At 70.6% G+C, this 16795-nt stretch carries 14 protein-coding genes; 9 read left to right on the top strand and 5 right to left on the bottom strand.

The annotated features are described in order from the left end of the window. The first annotated feature begins 125 nt into the window (after window positions 1–125). From R2B38_RS13655 to R2B38_RS13640, 4 genes are all read left to right on the top strand, one after another. On the top strand, window positions 126–728 hold the full coding sequence (locus R2B38_RS13655) for a TetR/AcrR family transcriptional regulator (protein WP_318016478.1): 603 nt from the start codon (window positions 126–128) through the stop codon (window positions 726–728). Window positions 729–1139: 411 nt separating this feature from the next. Then, the gene (locus R2B38_RS13650) at window positions 1140–2297 is read left to right on the top strand and encodes an acyl-CoA dehydrogenase family protein (protein WP_033283854.1); all 1158 of its coding nucleotides are present in this window, start codon (window positions 1140–1142) and stop codon (window positions 2295–2297) included. Window positions 2298–2333: 36 nt separating this feature from the next. Next, a complete protein-coding gene (locus R2B38_RS13645) occupies window positions 2334–3215 on the top strand; it encodes an acyl-CoA thioesterase II (RefSeq protein ID WP_318016477.1) in 882 nt (293 codons plus the stop codon). Window positions 3216–3219: 4 nt separating this feature from the next. Beyond that, on the top strand, window positions 3220–4200 hold the full coding sequence (locus R2B38_RS13640) for a cation diffusion facilitator family transporter (RefSeq protein ID WP_318016476.1): 981 nt from the start codon (window positions 3220–3222) through the stop codon (window positions 4198–4200). Between the two features lie 22 nt (window positions 4201–4222). Here the strand turns inward: R2B38_RS13640 and R2B38_RS13635 are convergent, their stop codons facing one another. Together R2B38_RS13635 and R2B38_RS13630 are read right to left on the bottom strand one after the other, a co-directional pair. Beyond that, window positions 4223–5011, bottom strand: coding sequence for a phosphatase (locus R2B38_RS13635; protein WP_318016475.1), 789 nt, complete (start codon window positions 5009–5011; stop codon window positions 4223–4225). Window positions 5012–5091: 80 nt separating this feature from the next. Next, window positions 5092–6630, bottom strand: coding sequence for a PucR family transcriptional regulator (locus R2B38_RS13630; RefSeq protein WP_318016474.1), 1539 nt, complete (start codon window positions 6628–6630; stop codon window positions 5092–5094). 119 nt (window positions 6631–6749) lie between these two features. On the opposite strand from R2B38_RS13630, the gene R2B38_RS13625 reads away from it, so the two are divergent. The 4 genes from R2B38_RS13625 (at window position 6750) to R2B38_RS13610 (ending at window position 11725) form a co-directional block, all read left to right on the top strand. After that, window positions 6750–8219 carry a sodium:solute symporter gene (locus R2B38_RS13625; protein ID WP_318016473.1) on the top strand — a complete coding sequence of 490 codons (1470 nt, stop codon included), beginning with the start codon at window positions 6750–6752 and terminating at the stop codon, window positions 8217–8219. Between the two features lie 73 nt (window positions 8220–8292). Then, window positions 8293–9261, top strand: coding sequence for an agmatinase (gene speB / locus R2B38_RS13620; RefSeq protein ID WP_318016472.1), 969 nt, complete (start codon window positions 8293–8295; stop codon window positions 9259–9261). Window positions 9262–9304: 43 nt separating this feature from the next. Then, entirely contained in the window at window positions 9305–10990 is a 1686-nt protein-coding gene (locus R2B38_RS13615; protein ID WP_318016471.1) for a thiamine pyrophosphate-binding protein, read from the top strand. 150 nt (window positions 10991–11140) lie between these two features. Further along, window positions 11141–11725 carry a hypothetical protein gene (locus tag R2B38_RS13610; RefSeq protein WP_318016470.1) on the top strand — a complete coding sequence of 195 codons (585 nt, stop codon included), beginning with the start codon at window positions 11141–11143 and terminating at the stop codon, window positions 11723–11725. Between the two features lie 111 nt (window positions 11726–11836). Here the strand turns inward: R2B38_RS13610 and R2B38_RS13605 are convergent, their stop codons facing one another. Beyond that, window positions 11837–12619 (bottom strand): VOC family protein, encoded by a 783-nt coding sequence (locus R2B38_RS13605; protein WP_318021670.1) that lies wholly within the window; start codon window positions 12617–12619, stop codon window positions 11837–11839. Between the two features lie 170 nt (window positions 12620–12789). Here R2B38_RS13605 and R2B38_RS13600 point away from each other — a divergent pair, with 170 nt between their 5' ends. Beyond that, window positions 12790–13341: an HXXEE domain-containing protein gene (locus R2B38_RS13600; RefSeq protein WP_318016469.1), complete on the top strand. Its 552-nt coding sequence runs from the start codon at window positions 12790–12792 to the stop codon at window positions 13339–13341. A gap of 59 nt (window positions 13342–13400) precedes the next feature. Here the strand turns inward: R2B38_RS13600 and R2B38_RS13595 are convergent, their stop codons facing one another. Further along, window positions 13401–14207: an endonuclease I family protein gene (locus tag R2B38_RS13595; protein ID WP_318016468.1), complete on the bottom strand. Its 807-nt coding sequence runs from the start codon at window positions 14205–14207 to the stop codon at window positions 13401–13403. A 233-nt stretch (window positions 14208–14440) separates the two neighbouring features. Further along, a complete protein-coding gene (locus R2B38_RS13590; RefSeq protein WP_318016467.1) occupies window positions 14441–16756 on the bottom strand; it encodes an ArnT family glycosyltransferase in 2316 nt (771 codons plus the stop codon). Between the last annotated feature and the right edge of the window lie 39 nt (window positions 16757–16795).

Here is a 16795-nt window from a genome sequence, read left to right as displayed (position 1 = left end):
CCGTGGGTCCCCTCGCACAGAGATCGGCTGCTCCCGGCCGCTCCCGGTCACTCTCGACCGTTAATGAGCGTTAACCATTTCCTTCAGGTTAACGACCGCTAACCTCCCTGTCTAGAATTACTCCCATGACCACGAGAACCGACGCCCCCACCCGCCGCGAGCAGATCCTCAAGGAGGCCGCGCGGCTCTTCGCCGAGCGGGGTTTCCACGGCGTCGGGGTCGACGAGATAGGCGCGGCGGTCGGTATCAGCGGCCCCGGCCTGTACCGCCACTTCCCGGGCAAGGACGCGATGCTCGCCGAGCTCCTGGTCGGCATCAGCGGCCAGCTCCTGACGGGCGCGAAGCGCCGCCTGGCGGAGGCGGAGGGTGTGACCTCTCCGGAGGTCCTGCTCGACTCGCTCATCGAGGGCCACATCGACTTCGCCCTTGACGACCGCCCCCTGATCACCCTCCACGACCGCGAACTGGACCGCCTCCGCGACACCGACCGCAAGCTGGTGCGCCAACTCCAGCGCCAGTACGTCGAGTTGTGGGTGGAGGTCGTCCGCGAGGTGTACCCGGACCTGGCCGAACCCAGCGCCCGGTCGGCGGTCCACTCGGTGTTCGGGCTGCTGAACTCGACCCCGCATCTGGGGAGGCCGGGGTCGTTGCCCGGGCGGGGGGCTACGGCGGAGTTGTTGCATCGGATGGCGCGGGGGGCGTTGGGGGCGGCGGCTTCGGCGGGGTGACGGGTCGGGGTGGGCCGGGGTGGGTCGGGGTGGGCCGGTGTCGAGGCCGCGGCTGCGCCGGGGTCCGGGGCGGAGCCCCGTGTCGGGACTTCTGGGCCTACCGAGTCGGGTGGGTGGGTGGGCGACGTGGTGTGGCGGGTGCCGGGGGCGGGTGCGGCTTGCGGTCATCGTGTCGGCGGGGTCCGGGGCGGAGCCCCGTGGCGGGACGGCCCGGCCCACCGAGTCGGGCGGGCGGGTGGGCAAGGGCCGGGTGGGCAAAGGCCGGGTGGGTAAGGGCCGGGTCGGTGAGCGAGTCACGGCGTGACGAGCGTTACGTACTCGTTCCGCTGGACGCTCCCCCTACTCGCCGGTACCGTGATGTTCTGAGCAAGCGCTTAGACATGGACCCTGGGCTAGCTGGAGGTGGCGGCGGTGCGCCGTACGGTGTTTGACGAGGACCACGAGGCGTTCCGGGAGACCCTCCGGGCCTTCATCGAGGCCGAGGTCGTCCCCGTCTACGACGAGTGGTTCGCGGCCGGCCAGGCGCCGCGCGACTTCTACTACAAGCTCGCCGAGCTCGGCGTCTTCGGCATCCGCGTGGACGAGGAGTACGGCGGCGCGGGCATCGACTCGTACAAGTTCGAGGCCGTCCTCTACGAGGAGACCGCGCGCGCGGGTGTCTCCTTCGGCGGCTCCGGCGTACACGTGCTGCTCGGCCTGCCCTACATCAAGCTGCTCGCCACCGACGAGCAGAAGAAGAAGTACCTGCCGAAGTTCGTCTCCGGCGAGGAGATGTGGGCGATCGCGATGACCGAGCCGGGCACCGGCTCCGACCTCGCGGGCATGAAGACCACCGCCAAGCTCTCCGAGGACGGCACGCACTACGTCCTCAACGGCGCCAAGACCTTCATCACCGGTGGCGTGCACGCCGACCGCATGATCGTCTGCGCCCGCACGGCCCCCTCCACGAAGGAGGACCGCCGCCACGGCATCTCCCTGTTCGTGGTGGACACCAAGGCCGAGGGCTACTCGGTCGGCCGCAAGCTGGACAAGCTGGGCCTGAAGACCTCCGACACCGCCGAGCTGGCGTTCGTCGACGTGAAGGTCCCGGCCGAGGACCTCCTCGGCGAGGAGAACAAGGGCTTCTACTACCTCGGCCACAACCTCGCCTCCGAGCGCTGGGGCATCGCCTTCGGCGCGTACGCGCAGGCCAAGGCCGCCGTCCGGTTCGCGAAGCAGTACGTCCAGGAGCGCGTGGTCTTCGGCCAGCCCGTCGCCGCGTTCCAGAACACCAAGTTCGAACTGGCCGCCTGCCAGGCCGAGGTGGACGCCGCCGAGGCCGTCGTGGACCGCGCGACCGAGGCCCTGGACGCCGGTGAGCTGACTCCCGCCGAGGCGGCCAGCGCCAAGCTGTTCACCACCGAGGTCGCCCACCGCGTGATCGACCGCTGCCTCCAGCTGCACGGCGGCTACGGCTTCATGAACGAGTACCCGATCGCCCGCCTGTACGCGGACAACCGCGTCAACCGCATCTACGGCGGCACCAGCGAGATCATGAAGACGATCATCGCCAAGGACATGGGCCTGTAAGGTCCCGGCAATTACCGCCCGGTACAACTGGACGCCATGAACCAGGCACTACAGGATCTCCTCGATCTGCTCGACCTGGAGCAGATCGAGGAGAACATCTTCCGCGGCCAGTCCCGCTCCGCCGTCGTCCCCCGCGTCTTCGGGGGCCAGGTGGCGGCGCAGGCGCTGGTCGCCGCCGGGCGCACGGTCCCCGCGGACCGCCACGCCCACTCCCTGCACGCGTACTTCCTGCGGATGGGCGACCCGGGCGCGCCCATCGTCTACAACGTCGAGCGCATGCGCGACGGCCGTTCCTTCACCACCCGCCGCGCGGTCGCCGTCCAGCACGGCCGGCCGATCTTCGCGCTGTCGGCGTCCTTCCAGACGTACGAGGAGGGCCTCGACCACCAGGCCCCCATGCCGCCCGCGCCCGACCCGGAGACGGTCCCCACCGGCCACGAGCGGCTGCTCGGCTACGACCACCTCGACCGGGGAATCGTTGAACGATTCCTGGAGGCGCGCGAGGCGATCGACCTCCGGTACGTCGACGACCCGCCCTACGGCCGCTTCGGCGAGCCCCGGGAACCGCACTCCCAGGTCTGGTTCCGCACCAACGGCAAGCTCGACGGCCCCATTGACGACCCCCTTCTCCACGTCGTCCTCGCGACCTACGTCTCCGACATGACCCTCCTCGACTCGATCCTCCTGGCGCACGGCCGGGGCGGCTGGGCCGTAGGAGACGTGGTCGGAGCCTCCCTCGACCACGCGATGTGGTTCCACCGGCCGTTCCGCGCGGACGAGTGGCTGCTCTACGACCAGGAGTCGCCGTCGGCGTCCGGCGGGCGGGGGCTCGGGCAGGCGCGGATCTACACGCAGGACGGTCAACTGGCCATCTCCGTCATTCAGGAGGGCGTGGTCCGGGTTCCTCGGGAACACTGAGGGCATGGCAGAAACAGAGGAGACAGAGGAGGGTGACGGCGGCGGCGAGTCCACCGTCACCGTGATCGTCGCGGCCGTCGCCAACCTGGGCATCGCGCTCGCCAAGGCGGTCGCCGGCGTCATCAGCGGCTCCAGCGCGATGCTGTCGGAGGCCGCGCACTCGGTCGCCGACACGGTGACCGAACTCCTCCTCCTCACCGCCCTCAAACGCAGCGGCAAGCCCGCCGACGAGGAACACCCTCTGGGCTACGGCCCCGAGCGCTACATCTGGGCGATGCTCGCCGCCGTCGCCACCTTCGTCGGCGGCGCGGTCTTCTCGATCTACGACGGCGTCCACACCCTCGTCGCCGGTGAGGACCTCGGCGACCCGCTGATCTCCTACATCGTGCTCGGCGTCGCCTTCCTCCTGGAGGGCTACTCCCTGCGGACGGGCGTACGCCAGGCGCGCGGCGAGGCGGCACGCTTCGACGCCTCCTTCAAGCGCTACCTCCGCTACACCCCCGACACCGCCGTGAAGGCCGTAGTACTTGAGGACTCCGCCGCGCTCGTCGGCCTGGTCCTCGCGGCCGGCGGCCTGCTCGGCGGCCAGCTCACCGGCTCCGGCGTCTGGGACGGCATCGCGTCCCTCTGCATCGGCTTCCTGCTGCTCTACGTCGCCTGGGTGCTCGGCCGCTCCAACGCCGAACTCCTCATCGGCCGCCCCCTCCCCAAGGCCATGCGGGACCGCATCCGCGAGGAGCTCCTCGGGGTCGAACACATCGAGGCCGTACTGGAGTTGACGACCCTCGTGCAGGGCCCGCGCGAGGCGCTGGTCGCCGCGAAGATCGACTTCCGGGACCGGTCGAGCGCCGCGCAGATCGAGTGGGCCTGCGAACAGGCCGAGCAGCGGCTGCGGGAGGCGTTCCCGGCGGTCAGCCGGGTCTACCTGGACCCGACACCGGGATACGCGCAGCGCCGGGCCGAAGGGCTCAACCCCTGGCCGTGACAAGGGAGTTGAGGGCTGCCCCTCAGCTCAGTCCCGCCTCCGCCAGCAGATACGCCGTCATCGGGTCGTAGTACCTGGGGCTGACGACGTGGTCGTCGAGGGGGACCGCCACCTGGACGGTGCCCTCCGACTCGGCGAGGAAGAGCGCCGGGTCGTTGGAGTCGGCGTAGCCCACGGAGTCGACGCCGTGGCGGCCCGCGTAGCCCGCCCAGCCGTGGTCGGCGACGACCAGGTCGGGCAGCGGGCGGCCCTCGCGCTCCAGGGCGGTGAGGATCGCCTTCATCGGCTCACCGGAGTGCGTGTGCCACAGTGTCGCGCCATGCTCCAGGACGGACACGTCCGCGAACTGCATGACGTACCCCTCCTCCGTCTGCAACCCCTCCGGGATCACCACGATCTCGCAGCCGGCCGTGCGCAGGGCGGCGGCCGTGGCACGGTGCACGTCCAGCAGACCGCCCGGGTGACCGGTCGCGAAGAGCACCCGCTGCTCGCCGTCGGCCGCCTTGCGTAGCCGCGCCGCCAGCCGGTCGAGACCCTCGACCGTCAGCTCCGGGTCGATGGTGTCCTGGCCGTAGCGGTACTCGGGATCGTCGTTCACGCCCACCCGCTCCGCCATCACCGCGAGCACGTCCTGCTCGTCGGTCCAGCGGCTGCCGAGCTCCAGGCCGAGCCAGTAGTGGCGGTCGCCGTTCGCGAGCTTGCGGTAGTGCGAGAGGTTGTTCTCGCGGGGCGTGGCTACGTCGCCCGCGATACGGGTCTTCACAAGGTGATCGACGAGCTCGGCGCGGCTGGGGGTCCCGGGTATCGGCATGGTTCCCATTGTGGAGCAGAGAGATGTGCGCCCGCCCGACGTCCCGAACGCTGGGATGTGGATCACTCACCGGCGACCGCTCACAGGTGACGCAGGCCGAACCACAGCTCCATCCGTACGTCCGGATCGTCCAGGTCCGCCTCCAGCAGCGCCGCGCTCCGCGCGATCCGCTGCCGCACGGTGTTGCGGTGCACGGCCAGGGCGACCGCCGTACGGTCCCAACTCCCGTGCAGGGAGAGCCAGGTGCGCAGGGTCTCGGTGAGCGCGGGGTGCGCGGCGAGCGGCGCGAGCAGGGCGCGGGCGTGCGCCTCGGCCTCGTCGTGCGGTACGAGTCCGTCGAGCCCGGCGCGGCCGGCGGAACCGTGTCCTACCAGCGGGGTACGGGTCGCACGGGCGCGGGCCAGGGCACGGGCCGCCTGGGTGTCGGCGGCGGACCAGTCCTCCGGAGCGACGGCGGCGCTGACCCCCAGGGTCCAGCCGGGTTGCGGGGCGGGTTCGCGATCGGCGGGGAGGAGTACCCGTACGACCTCCGGTGCCTGGTCGATCAGCGTGGAGCCGAGGGCGGCGCCGAGCGCGGAGGCGGCGACGGGGTCGGGGGCACGGTCGGCTCCGGCGTCGGGCGCGGCGTGTACGACGAGCCACCGGTCCCCGCCGAGCAGCGACGCGACGTCCTCCGGCGGGGCGCCCAGCAGCAGCCGTACGAGCGCCGACGAACGGTCCGCTCCCGTGCGGCTCTGGTGTTCGCCGGTGAGGAGGGAGAGGAGGACGGCGGCGACGGAGGCGATGGTGTGGTCGCCGGGGGCGCGCTGCGGGGCGGCGACACCCAGGACGAAACCCTGACCGGTACCCAGGGCGTACGCGGCGAGGTGGGCGCCGGGGACGGTGTCGGTGGCGGAGGTGGGGGACGTAGAGGATGTAGGGGACGTAGGGGGCGTAGACGTAGGGGATGAGGCCGAGGCTGCCCGGGGTCGTACCACCCGCACCAGCCCCGCCAACGCCTCCCGCGTCTCCACCCCTGACGCTCCACGCCCCGCCGCCGCGATCTCCGTGCCGTCCGGGCCGTAGAGCACCGCGAGCCCGCTGACCCGCTGGGCGAGCTGTCGTAGCACCGAAGGGACCGGATCCGGGCGGGAGGCCGCTGCGGCGAGGCTCTGCTGGGCCTCGGTGACGCGGCGGAGTTCGGCGAGGCGGGCCTGGGCCATCAGCTGCCAGACCGCGCGGGCCACGCGGGAGAACGGGGTGGGCGGCGGGACCTCCAGTAGGGGGAGGTCGTAGTGGTCGCAGGCCGCGACCAGGGCGCGCGGCACCGTGTCGTGGACCGGTGCGACGCCGAAGCCGAGGGCCACGCCGCCCGCCTCGACGATCCGGGCGACGTAGTCGTCGAAGTACGTGCCCGAGCCGGCCGCGTCGGTGATGTGGACGCCCGCCGTCAGCAGCAGCTCGCCGCCCAGCAGGTACGGATAGGGGTCCGGCATCTCCGACGTGTGCGCCCAGTGGATCGCGACGTCGGGGTCGGACGGCCCGGCGATCTGGCGCAGCCCCAGGTCCTCGCGGGCCAGGAGGGCGGAGAGGAGCACGGGTGGGGTGGGCGGTGTGGGCGGAACCGTGAGGTCCGGCATGGTGGACGTTTCCTCCATCGCCTCGGGCTCGGATGGATGAAACGTACACTTCGCAGCCGCTTTCCGGCCACCTAGTGTCGACCCGGACCAGGCAGCGACCACGCGAAGGAGGCCCCCGTATGGCCGTCGACTACACCGTCATCGTCGTCTACCTGGCCGGCATGCTGGCCATGGGCTGGTGGGGCATGCGCCGCGCCAAGTCCAAGAGCGACTTCCTGGTCGCGGGCCGCCGTCTGGGCCCGGTCATGTACTCCGGCACCATGGCCGCGATCGTTCTGGGCGGCGCGTCCACCATCGGGGGTGTGGGCCTCGGCTACCAGTACGGGTTGTCAGGGGCGTGGATGGTCTTCACCATCGGCCTCGGCCTGCTGGCCCTCTCCGTCTTCTTCTCCGCCCGCATCGCCCGCCTCAAGGTCTATACGGTCTCCGAGATGCTGGACCTGCGCTACGGCGGCCGCGCGGGTGTCATCTCCGGCATCGTCATGTGGGCGTACACCCTGATGCTGGCGGTCACCTCGACCATCGCCTACGCCACGATCTTCGACGTCCTCTTCGACATGAACCGCACCCTCGCGATCGTCCTCGGCGGCTCGATCGTCGTCGCGTACTCGACGCTCGGCGGCATGTGGTCGATCACGCTGACGGACATGGTGCAGTTCGTGGTGAAGACGATCGGCGTGCTCCTGCTCCTGCTGCCCATCGCGGTCGTCAAGGCGGGCGGCTTCAGCGAGATGAAGGCGAAGCTGCCCACCGAGTACTTCGACCCGCTGGGCATCGGCGGCGAGACGATCTTCACCTACGTCCTGATCTACACGTTCGGCATGCTCATCGGCCAGGACATCTGGCAGCGCGTGTTCACGGCAGGCAGCGATAAGACAGCCAAGTGGGGCGGCACGGTCGCGGGCACCTACTGCCTCGTCTACGCCGTCGCGGGCGCCGTCATCGGCACGGCGGCCAAGGTCCTCTACCCGAACCTCGGCAGCCCGGACGACGCCTTCGCGACCATCGTCAAGGACGAACTCCCGGTCGGTGTAAGGGGGTTGGTGCTCGCCGCCGCCCTGGCCGCCGTGATGTCGACGTCGTCGGGCGCGCTGATCGCCTGCGCCACGGTCGCCAACAACGACATCTGGTCGCGGCTGCGCGGTGCGGTCAAGGGCCGGGAGGGGGAGGACACGCACGACGAGGTGCGGGGCAACCGCGTCTTCATCCTCGTCATGGGCGTCGCGGTGATCGTCACGGCGATCGCGCTGAACAACGTGGTCGAGGCGCTGACGGTGGCGTACAACCTCCTCGTCGGCGGCCTCCTCGTCCCGATCCTCGGCGGCCTGCTGTGGAAGCGCGGCACCGCACAGGGCGCGCTCGCCTCGGTGATCGTCGGCGGCCTCGCGGTCGTCGGCCTGATGGCGACCTACGGCATCCTCGCCAACGAGCCTGTGTACTACGGCCTGTTGCTGTCTCTGGCCGCCTATGTGACCGTCTCCCTCGCCACGCCGGCGACCGACGCGGCTGTCCTCGCCGCGTGGCGGGACCGGCTCGCGGGGCGGGGTGTGCCCGAACGCGCGTCCGAACCGGTCGCCGCCCACCAGTAAAGTCGTAGTCAGGCGTACAAAAACGCAGGAAAAATCCCATACGCGACGAAGCGTAGGAAAGAAGGCAGTGCCCATGACCAGCAACGAGACGCCCCGAGGCCCGGTCGACTCCTCCCGCACCCCGCGGTACGCCGGCCCCGCGACCTACGCCCGGCTGCCGCGCCTGGACGAGGTCGGCACCGCGGACGTGGCGGTGGTCGGGGTGCCGTTCGACGCCGGTGTCTCCTACCGGCCGGGCGCGCGCTTCGGCGGCAACGCGATCCGCGAGGCGTCCCGGCTGCTGCGGCCGTACAACCCTGCGCAGGACGCGTCCCCGTTCGCGCTCGCGCAGGTCGCGGACGCCGGTGACATCGCGGCGAACCCGTTCAACATCAACGAGGCCGTCGAGACCATCGAGGCCGCGGCGGACCAACTCCTGGACACCGGCGCGCGGTTGATGACCCTGGGCGGCGACCACACGATCGCGCTCCCGCTGCTGCGCTCGGTCGCGAAGAAGCACGGCCCGGTGGCGCTGCTGCACTTCGACGCCCATCTCGACACCTGGGACACGTACTTCGGGGCCGAGTACACCCATGGGACGCCGTTCCGCAGGGCAGTTGAGGAGGGGATCCTCGACACGGAGGCACTCTCGCACGTCGGTATCCGCGGTCCGCTGTACGGCAAGCAGGACCTCAAGGACGACGAGAAGATGGGCTTCGGCATCGTCACGTCGGCGGACGTGTACCGCCGGGGTGCCGACGAGGTCGCCGACCAACTGCGCCAGCGCATCGGCGACCGCCCCCTGTACATCTCCATCGACATCGACTGCCTCGACCCGGCCCACGCGCCCGGCACCGGCACGCCCGAGGCAGGCGGCCTGACCTCCCGCGAGTTGCTGGAGATCCTGCGCGGCCTGTCATCCTGCAACCTGGTGTCGGCGGACGTCGTCGAGGTGGCACCGGCGTACGACCACGCCGAGATCACGTCGGTGGCCGCGTCGCACACCGCGTACGACCTGATCACGATCATGTCCCGGCAGATCGCCGAGGCACGCAACTCGTAACGCCGGCCGGGCAATTGGTGACTCACAGGGAGACAGAGAGCAAGTGACGCACGACCACGACCTGGAACTCCGCCCGACGGCAGCGCAGATCTCCGCCGCCCTGAACCCGCCCCCCGGGCGCAACGGCGGTGACCTGGTCGTGGAGACCCTGGCGGGCCTCGGCGCGACGACGGTGTTCGGCCTGCCGGGCCAGCACGCGCTCGGCATGTTCGACGCGCTGCGCCGCTCCGACCTCCGGTACATCGGCCTACGGGTGGAGAACAACGCCGGTTTCGCGGCGGACGCGTACGGCCGCATCACGGGCGAGGCGGCACCGCTGCTGCTGTCGACGGGCCCGGGCGCGCTGACGTCCTTGGCCGCGCTCCAGGAGGCGAGGGCGGCCTCGGCTCCCGTCCTGGCGATCAGCAGCCAGATCCCGACGGCGGGTCTGGGCGGTGGCAGGCACGGGTATCTGCATGAACTGCCCGACCAGTCCGCCTCGTTCAGGGGCGTGGTGAAGACCGTCCACACGGTCCGCACCCAGTCGCAGATCCCGTCGGCGATCGCGGAGGCGTGGAAGTCGGCGCTGACGGCTCCGCACGGTCCGGTGTGGGTGGAGATCCCGCAGGACGTGTTGCTGGCTCCCACGCTGTTGCCGGTGGTGACGGCGGTGGACGCGACACCGGAGGACGTTCTGCCGCGCCCCGAACTGACGGCCGTAGCAGCCGACTTGCTGTCGAAGGCGTCCCGCCCGGCGATCATCGCGGGCGGGGGAGTCGTACGGGCTGACGCGTCCAAGAAACTGCGACAATTGGCGGAGAAACTCCAGGCGCCGGTGGTGACGACGCCGGGTGGGAAGGGCGCGTTCCCGTGGACGCATCCCCTGTCGCTCCAGTCCTGGCTGGAGGACCGCTATACGACGGACTTCCTGGAGGACGCGGACGTAGTGCTGGTGGTGGGTTCGGGCCTGGGCGAACTCTCCTCGAACTACCACACGTTCGCCCCGCGCGGCCGGGTCGTCCAGATCGAGGCGGACCTGGGCAAACTGGAGTCGAACCACCCGGCGTTGGGGATCCACGCGGACGCGTGGCACGGGTTGCAGGCGCTGCTGGAGACGGTGACGGAGCGGGCGGACACCTCGGCGCCGGTGCGGGTGGCGGAGCTGCTGGGCAAGGTCCGCGAACGCATCGCGTCCCAGGAACTCACCCTGGAACAGGGCGTGTTGGAGTCGGTCCGAAGGGCTCTGCCCGCCAACTCCCCGTCCTTCTGGGACATGACGATCCTCGCCTACTGGGCCTGGTCGGCCTTCGACGCGAAGGGCCCCAACCACCTCCACTCCGCCCAGGGCGCCGGCGGCCTCGGCTACGGCTTCCCGGCGGCGCTGGGCGCGGCGGCTGCCGACCCGACGCGTCCGGTGCTGGCGGTGTCGGGGGACGGGGGTGCGCTGTACTCCATCGCGGAGCTGGCCACGGCCAAGCAGTACGACCTGAACGTCACGTGGCTCATCGTCGACGACGGCGGCTACGGCATCCTCCGCGAGTACATGACGGACGCGTTCGGCGAGGCCACGGCGACGGAGCTGACCCGGCCGGATTATGTGGCGCTGGCGGAGTCGTTCGGGGTGCGGGGGGTTCGGACCAGTCCGGAGGCGCTGGAGTCGGACCTGGCAAAGGCGTTGGGGGAACCGGGGCCGTCCGTGGTCGTACTGCCGGCTGTGTTGCGGATGTTCGCGGCTACGCATTTGGGCTGAGGGCTGGTTCGAGGGCGGCGGTGCGTGTCGGGGTTGCGGCTCAACGGTCGTTTTCCGCAACTCTGTTGTGTCTTCGCAGACCTTGGCGCCCTGCACTCCCTGGTCAACGGTATGCAGTGCGCCGTTCAGGCCACTGCTATCGTCCGCGGCGTGACTCGCGACGAAGTAATCCTGGACTCGATACGAGGAGACTCCGGCCTCGCCGAACTGCTCTGGCGCGTCTGCGAGTTCGATCTCTCGCGGGGCGATCACGGGGAGCCCGTCCGGCTCTCGTCCGGGCTTGCTCTGGAGGCCGTTGCCGGCGACTTCACCGGCGGGACGTTCTTCCTCTGTGGTGACGCTGGCAAGGACCGACCTGTGCTGTATGCCAGCTCCGAAGGACAGGCTGGCCTGATCGGCCAGAGTCTGACCGAGGCGTTGGAGATCATGGTCGGGTTGCCGTCCTGGTGGGACTGTCTGAAGTTCTCCGGATCCGGTGATCTGACGGTCATGCGGACGACGGCCGACCACCTTCGCCGCGACGAGCGCGAGGACCAACCCGAGATCGGCGCGCGTCGAGTACGCCTGGGTGCGGCACTGGGCTTGGAGTTCGGGTCTTTCCCGGCCCTGTTGGCTCGCCTGCACGCTGCGGTCTCTGTCACGACGCCTGACTTCGTCCTCACCGACGAGACGGGCGAGGCGTACGAACCGCTCTTCGGTCCCTGGCTGCCGAGCCGGAATCCCGCCTGGTCGTGAGGGACGAAGTAGGGCTCTGCCTCTTGGAGTTGGCGATTGAGGCCGCCTTTCCGATCCCCTGTGGCGCAGGGGACCAGGGCTCTGTCCGGCCCGGGGTGCGGGGCCTTCGCCTCACATCCGCGGATCCGGCGTCAGCAGCGCGAACACCGCTCCGGACGGGTCCGCGAGCCAGGCCATCCGGCCGACCTCCGGTACGTCCGTCGCCGGCATGAGGACGGAACCGCCGTTGGACTGCGCCGCCGCGATCGTGGTGTCCGTGTCCGTCACGTGGAAGTACGGTACCCAGCGCGGCAGTTCGCCCTCGCCGTCGCCCAGGGGCGCGACCCCGCCGAACGAGGCGTCCTGCTGGTCCCCTTGGCTGGTGCTCAGTACCCGGTACGTCATCCCGGGCGCCTGCATGTCCTGGCTGCGCCAGCCGAACAGGCCCCGGTAGAAGGTGATGGCCGCCTCCGGGTCGGGTGCGTGCAGTTCGGCCCAGAGCAGGGTGTTGGGGGCGGAGGTGAGTTCCAGGCCCGCTGTCCTGCCGGGTTGCCAGAGCGCGAACTGGGCGCCCTGCGGGTCGGTGGCCTGGGCCAGCGTGCCCTCGCCCATGACGTCCATGGGCTCCATGCGGACGATGCCGCCGCCTGCCGTGACGGCCTGGACGGTGGCCGTGATGTCGTCGGCCTTGAAGTGGATCATCCAGGCGGAGTTCGCCCCTTCCTCGGTGAGCGGTCCGAGGGCGGCGACGGTCTTCCCGTCCACCTGGAAGAAGCCGTATCCGCCCGTGTCAGGACCGGCCGAGACGAACTGCCAGCCGAGGACGGCGCCGTAGAAGGCGGCCGCCGCGTCGGTGTCGGGGCTGCCGAGGTCGAGCCAGTTGGGCGATCCGGTGGTGAAGTCGGTGCCGAGCATGAAGTCCTCCTGGACGGGGTGGGCCGGGTGGGCCGGGACGGGAGCCACGATGCCGTCCCGGCCTGCGCCGTCCGCGTACGAGCACCGACAGGACTCCGGTTTCCACCGAACGGCCGAACGGCTGAACGTTCGCCGGTGCCGGTGTCGCGCGCGCTGACAGACTTCCCGCCATGGGTGGACACGAGGCGGGAGACGGCGGCCGGGCGGTCGAAGTCGCAGTGACCTTCGGGCTGTTGGCAGCCTGGGCGGTGCACGATCTGGAGGAGGTGGCCACGATGCCGGGATGGGCCCGAGGGCGGGTTCCCGGGCTGCGGCAGCGGTGGCCGCGTATGCCGGAGCGGGTGTGGCAGCGCCTGGAGGCCATCGACGGGCGGGAGTTCGCTGCGGCCGTCGGCGTGATGGGCGTGGTGGTGGCGGGGGCTGCCGCCGACGGACATCGCACCGGGGGACGTTCCGGGTTCTATCAAGTCGCCCTGAACGGCTTCGGGTTGCACGCCCTGGTGCATCTGGGGCAGGCCGTCGCCGTCCGGGGATATACGCCCGGGGTCGTCACCTCGCCCCTCGTGGTCGTCCCGTTCACGGTGTGGGCCCGCGGGCGGTTGCGGCGGGCCGGTGTTCTGCGTCCCGCGCGGCCGCGTGACGTGGTGCAGGGGCTGGCGCTCGCCGCGGTGGCCACGGTCGGGACGCAGGCCGTGGCGCGGCGGTTGCCACGCCGGGGCTGACAGCGCCCATGACCTGAACTCCCCCTGAGGAAGGGGGAGTTCAGACCTGCAGCCGCTTCCTACCAGATCGCCTCGACCCACTCCGGGTGGTCGATGAACGGGTTCCGGTTGTGCTGGTACGTGTCGTAGATGACCTGGTTGCGCTTCTCCTCGAAGGCGCTCGGCGGGTCCGCCGCGCTCCAGGCCTTGAGGACGGAGAGCTTGCCCATGTAGGGGTTGCTGCCGTTGTTGACCTTCTCGTTGGGCTCCAGGTCGGCGAAGCCGTCGTCGCCCTCATAGCGCACGGCCATGTAGAGGATCATGCGGGCCACGTCGCCCCGGTCCGCCGCGCGCGGGGCGAAGGAGTCGGAGTCGACGGTGCTGCCGCCGCCGTTGGTGACCGCGCTGCCGCCGTTGTCGAAGTCCAGGTTGCCGCGGATGCTGTTGACCTGGACGTCCGCGGGACGCAGGTGGTGCAGGTCGGTGCCGGGACCGGTGACCTCGCCGAAGTCGCCGTGGGACTTGGCCCAGGTGTGCTCGCGGTTCCAGTCGCCGACGTCGCCGCCGTTGAGGGACTTGGCGCGCGAGACGCCGCTGTACAGCAGGATCACGTTGTTGCTGTTGTTCGGGTCCTGGTCGGTGGCCATGAGGGCGTTCCAGACCGCCGCGTACGAGATCTTCGTGACGTTGGTGCTGATGATCGTGTGCAGCGAGGACTTGAGCGCGGTGCCCGTCTTGCCGACCGCGTTCTTGTAGTACGTCGAGTCGTACGCCGTGGTCGTGGCCGAAGCGGGGGTCGCGGTCAGCGTCGGCGCGGTGAGGCCGACCAGGACGGCCACGGTGGTCAACGCCACCGATTTCCAGCGGTGCATGCGGGTCGCGAACATAAAGAGTGTCCCATCTACGCGGGTTGAATGGGGCGGCAAACGGGAGCGTGACATGTTCATGCGGTCGAGTAAATAAACGGGACGTGTCGATCCGGTGACCTGAAGCGACAATTTGCCCTGTGTCTACGCGAGTTGACAGCGCGGCGGGACAGGTTGGCATGCCAAAACTGCCCCCGACCTTGTGGTCGGGAGCAGTTGGGCGTTCGGCTACGCCGGTGTCACCCGGGTCGGCGTCACTTCACGTCCGACGGGTCCAGCCGGTAGATCGTCGACGTGCTGGTCGTCGAGGTGCCGGTCGTGGAGGTCGAAGAACTCGAACTCTTCTCCGTCGACGCGCTCTTGTCGTACGCGCTCTCCTTCACCGCCGTCGCGTTCTTCTGCACCCACGCGGTGATCTCGGTGTTCAGGGTGCTGTTGCCGCCCATCCCGCCGCCACCGAGCTGGATGTAGTGCAACTCGCCCTTCTTCACCAGCTCCTTGAGCTTGGCGAGGGTCATCGCCTTGTCGGAGCCGGTGAAGCCCCACATCGAGATGACGGGCTTGTGGGTGCTGAGGATCAGCTGCCCCGCGCTCTGCGAATTGGACACCGCGAGCAGCCACTTGGCGCCGTCCTGGTGCTTCTCCAGGTACGAGATCAGCGCCGCGGACGTGGTGCCGCCCATGCCGCCACCGCCGCCGAAGCCGCCGCGCGTACCGCCGGTGCCGGTGCCGGTGCCCGTGCCACCCGGAGCCGTACCGCCGCCGGGGAACTCCCCGGTGGTACCGCCCTGTTGACCACCGGCCGTGCCACCGGTGCCGCCGGTCGGCGCACCGCTCGGCGCGCCGCCGCCCTGCGGAACCTCACCCGTGCCGCCGCCACCCGGGGTCATCCCGCCGGGAGCCGTGCCGCCGCCCGGCAGCTCGCCGCTCGCCGTGCCGCCACCCTGCTGGGTGCCGCCGGGCATCTCGCCGCCGCCGGGACCGCCGTTGCCGCCGCCGAAGCCGCCACGGCCGCCGCCCCCACCGGGACCGCCCATGCCGCCGCCGGTCGACGGACCGGCCGTCGGGTTGGTGCCGCCCATGCCGCCGCCCGTACCGCTGGACGCCGCCGGGGTCACGGCGTACGCCGTCGGACCGGCGAGCGCGGCGATGATCGCCGCGACGATGGACGCGGTCAACAGCCGGGCCCGGTTGCCGGAACCCGTGCGGAAGACGAACAGGCCCACGATCGCGAGGACCATCAGCGCACCGATCGTCGGCCACAGCCAGGTGTTCCAGCCGGAGGCGCGGCGCAGGACGACGATCGCCCAGATCCCGGTGACCCCGAGACCGGCCGGCAGGACCCAGGACCAGCGGGCGTCACCGCCGCGGAACGCGCGCCACAGCAGCACGCCGCCGCCACCGCACAGGGCGGCGATGCCCGGCGCGAGCGCGGTCGTGTAGTACGGGTGCATCGTGCCCTGCGCCATGCTGAACGTGACGTAGTGCAGCAGGGTCCAGCCGCCCCACATGACCAGCGCGGCGCGCGTCGGGTCGGTGCGCGGGGCGCGGCCGACCAGGGTCAGGCCGGCGATCAGGGCGATGGCCGAGAAGGGGAGCAGCCAGGAGATCTGGCCGCCGAGGATGTCGTTGAACATACGGCCGATGCCCGCGGTGCCGGCGAACGTACCGCCGCCACCCCCGCCTCCGCCGCCGTTGCCCTCGCCGCCGAACACGCGGCCGAAGCCGTCGTAGCCCATGATCAGGTCCCAGGCCGTGCCGTCGGTCGAGCCGCCGATGTACGGGCGGTCCGAGGCCGGGACGAGGGAGACGGCCGTGGCCCACCAGAAGCTGGAGACGGCCAACGCGACCGTGGCCAGGGCGAGTTGGACGAGCTTCTGCTTCCAGCCGAGCTTCGACGCGAAGAGGTACACGGCGAAGACGGCGGGCAGGGCGATGTAGCCCTGGAGGAGCTTGGTGTTGAACGCGAAGCCGAAGCAGACCGCGGAGCCGAGCAGGGGAAGCAGCTTCTCGGTGCGTACCGCGCGCAGGCCGAGGGCCGCGCCCGCCACCATCAGCAGGACGAGGATCGTGTCGGGGTTGTTGTCACGGTTGATGGCGACCGTGATGGGGGTGAGGGCGAGGACCAGCGCCGCGATCGCCGCGGCCACGTGGCCGAAGTACCGCTTCACGGAGGTGTGCAGGATCCAGATCGTGCCGAGCGCGGCGGCGACCTCCGGCAGCATCATCTGCCAGGTGCCGAAGCCGAAGATCCGGCACGACAGGCCCATCACCATCAGGGAGAAGGGGGGCTTGTCGACCGTGATGAAGTTGCCGGCGTCCAGCGAGCCGAAGAACCAGGCCTTCCAGCTCTGCGTGCCGCTGTAGATCGCGCTGCTGTAGAAGCTGTTGAGGCTGGAGCCGGAGAGGTTCCAGGAGTACAGCACCGCGGCCAGGACCATGACGGCGATCAGCGCGGGCAGCGACCAGCGGGGCGCCTTCTCGGGCGGCGCGTCGGCGGGTGGGGCCGGCGGCGGCCAGTCGGCGGACGCGGGTTCGGTGTGGGGGTGTGGATCGGTGGCAGATGTCACCCACGCATCGTGCGAAAGCAGGGTGGGTGACTGCTGTGC

The organism is Streptomyces sp. N50 (assembly GCF_033335955.1).
Classification (GTDB): domain Bacteria; phylum Actinomycetota; class Actinomycetes; order Streptomycetales; family Streptomycetaceae; genus Streptomyces.
This window is presented reverse-complemented; position numbering and strand designations above follow the sequence as displayed.

Excerpts from the sequence above, each read along its gene's own strand:
- R2B38_RS13655 (WP_318016478.1), top strand. The coding sequence starts at position 126 with ATGACCACGAGAACCGACGCCCCCACCCGCCGCGAGCAGATCCTCAAG.
- R2B38_RS13645 (WP_318016477.1), top strand. The coding sequence starts at position 2,334 with ATGAACCAGGCACTACAGGATCTCCTCGATCTGCTCGACCTGGAGCAG.
- R2B38_RS13640 (WP_318016476.1), top strand. The coding sequence starts at position 3,220 with ATGGCAGAAACAGAGGAGACAGAGGAGGGTGACGGCGGCGGCGAGTCC.
- R2B38_RS13635 (WP_318016475.1), bottom strand. The coding sequence starts at position 5,011 with ATGCCGATACCCGGGACCCCCAGCCGCGCCGAGCTCGTCGATCACCTT.
- R2B38_RS13630 (WP_318016474.1), bottom strand. The coding sequence starts at position 6,630 with ATGCCGGACCTCACGGTTCCGCCCACACCGCCCACCCCACCCGTGCTC.
- R2B38_RS13625 (WP_318016473.1), top strand. The coding sequence starts at position 6,750 with ATGGCCGTCGACTACACCGTCATCGTCGTCTACCTGGCCGGCATGCTG.
- speB (WP_318016472.1), top strand. The coding sequence starts at position 8,293 with ATGACCAGCAACGAGACGCCCCGAGGCCCGGTCGACTCCTCCCGCACC.
- R2B38_RS13605 (WP_318021670.1), bottom strand. The coding sequence starts at position 12,619 with ATGCTCGGCACCGACTTCACCACCGGATCGCCCAACTGGCTCGACCTC.
- R2B38_RS13600 (WP_318016469.1), top strand. The coding sequence starts at position 12,790 with ATGGGTGGACACGAGGCGGGAGACGGCGGCCGGGCGGTCGAAGTCGCA.
- R2B38_RS13595 (WP_318016468.1), bottom strand. The coding sequence starts at position 14,207 with ATGTTCGCGACCCGCATGCACCGCTGGAAATCGGTGGCGTTGACCACC.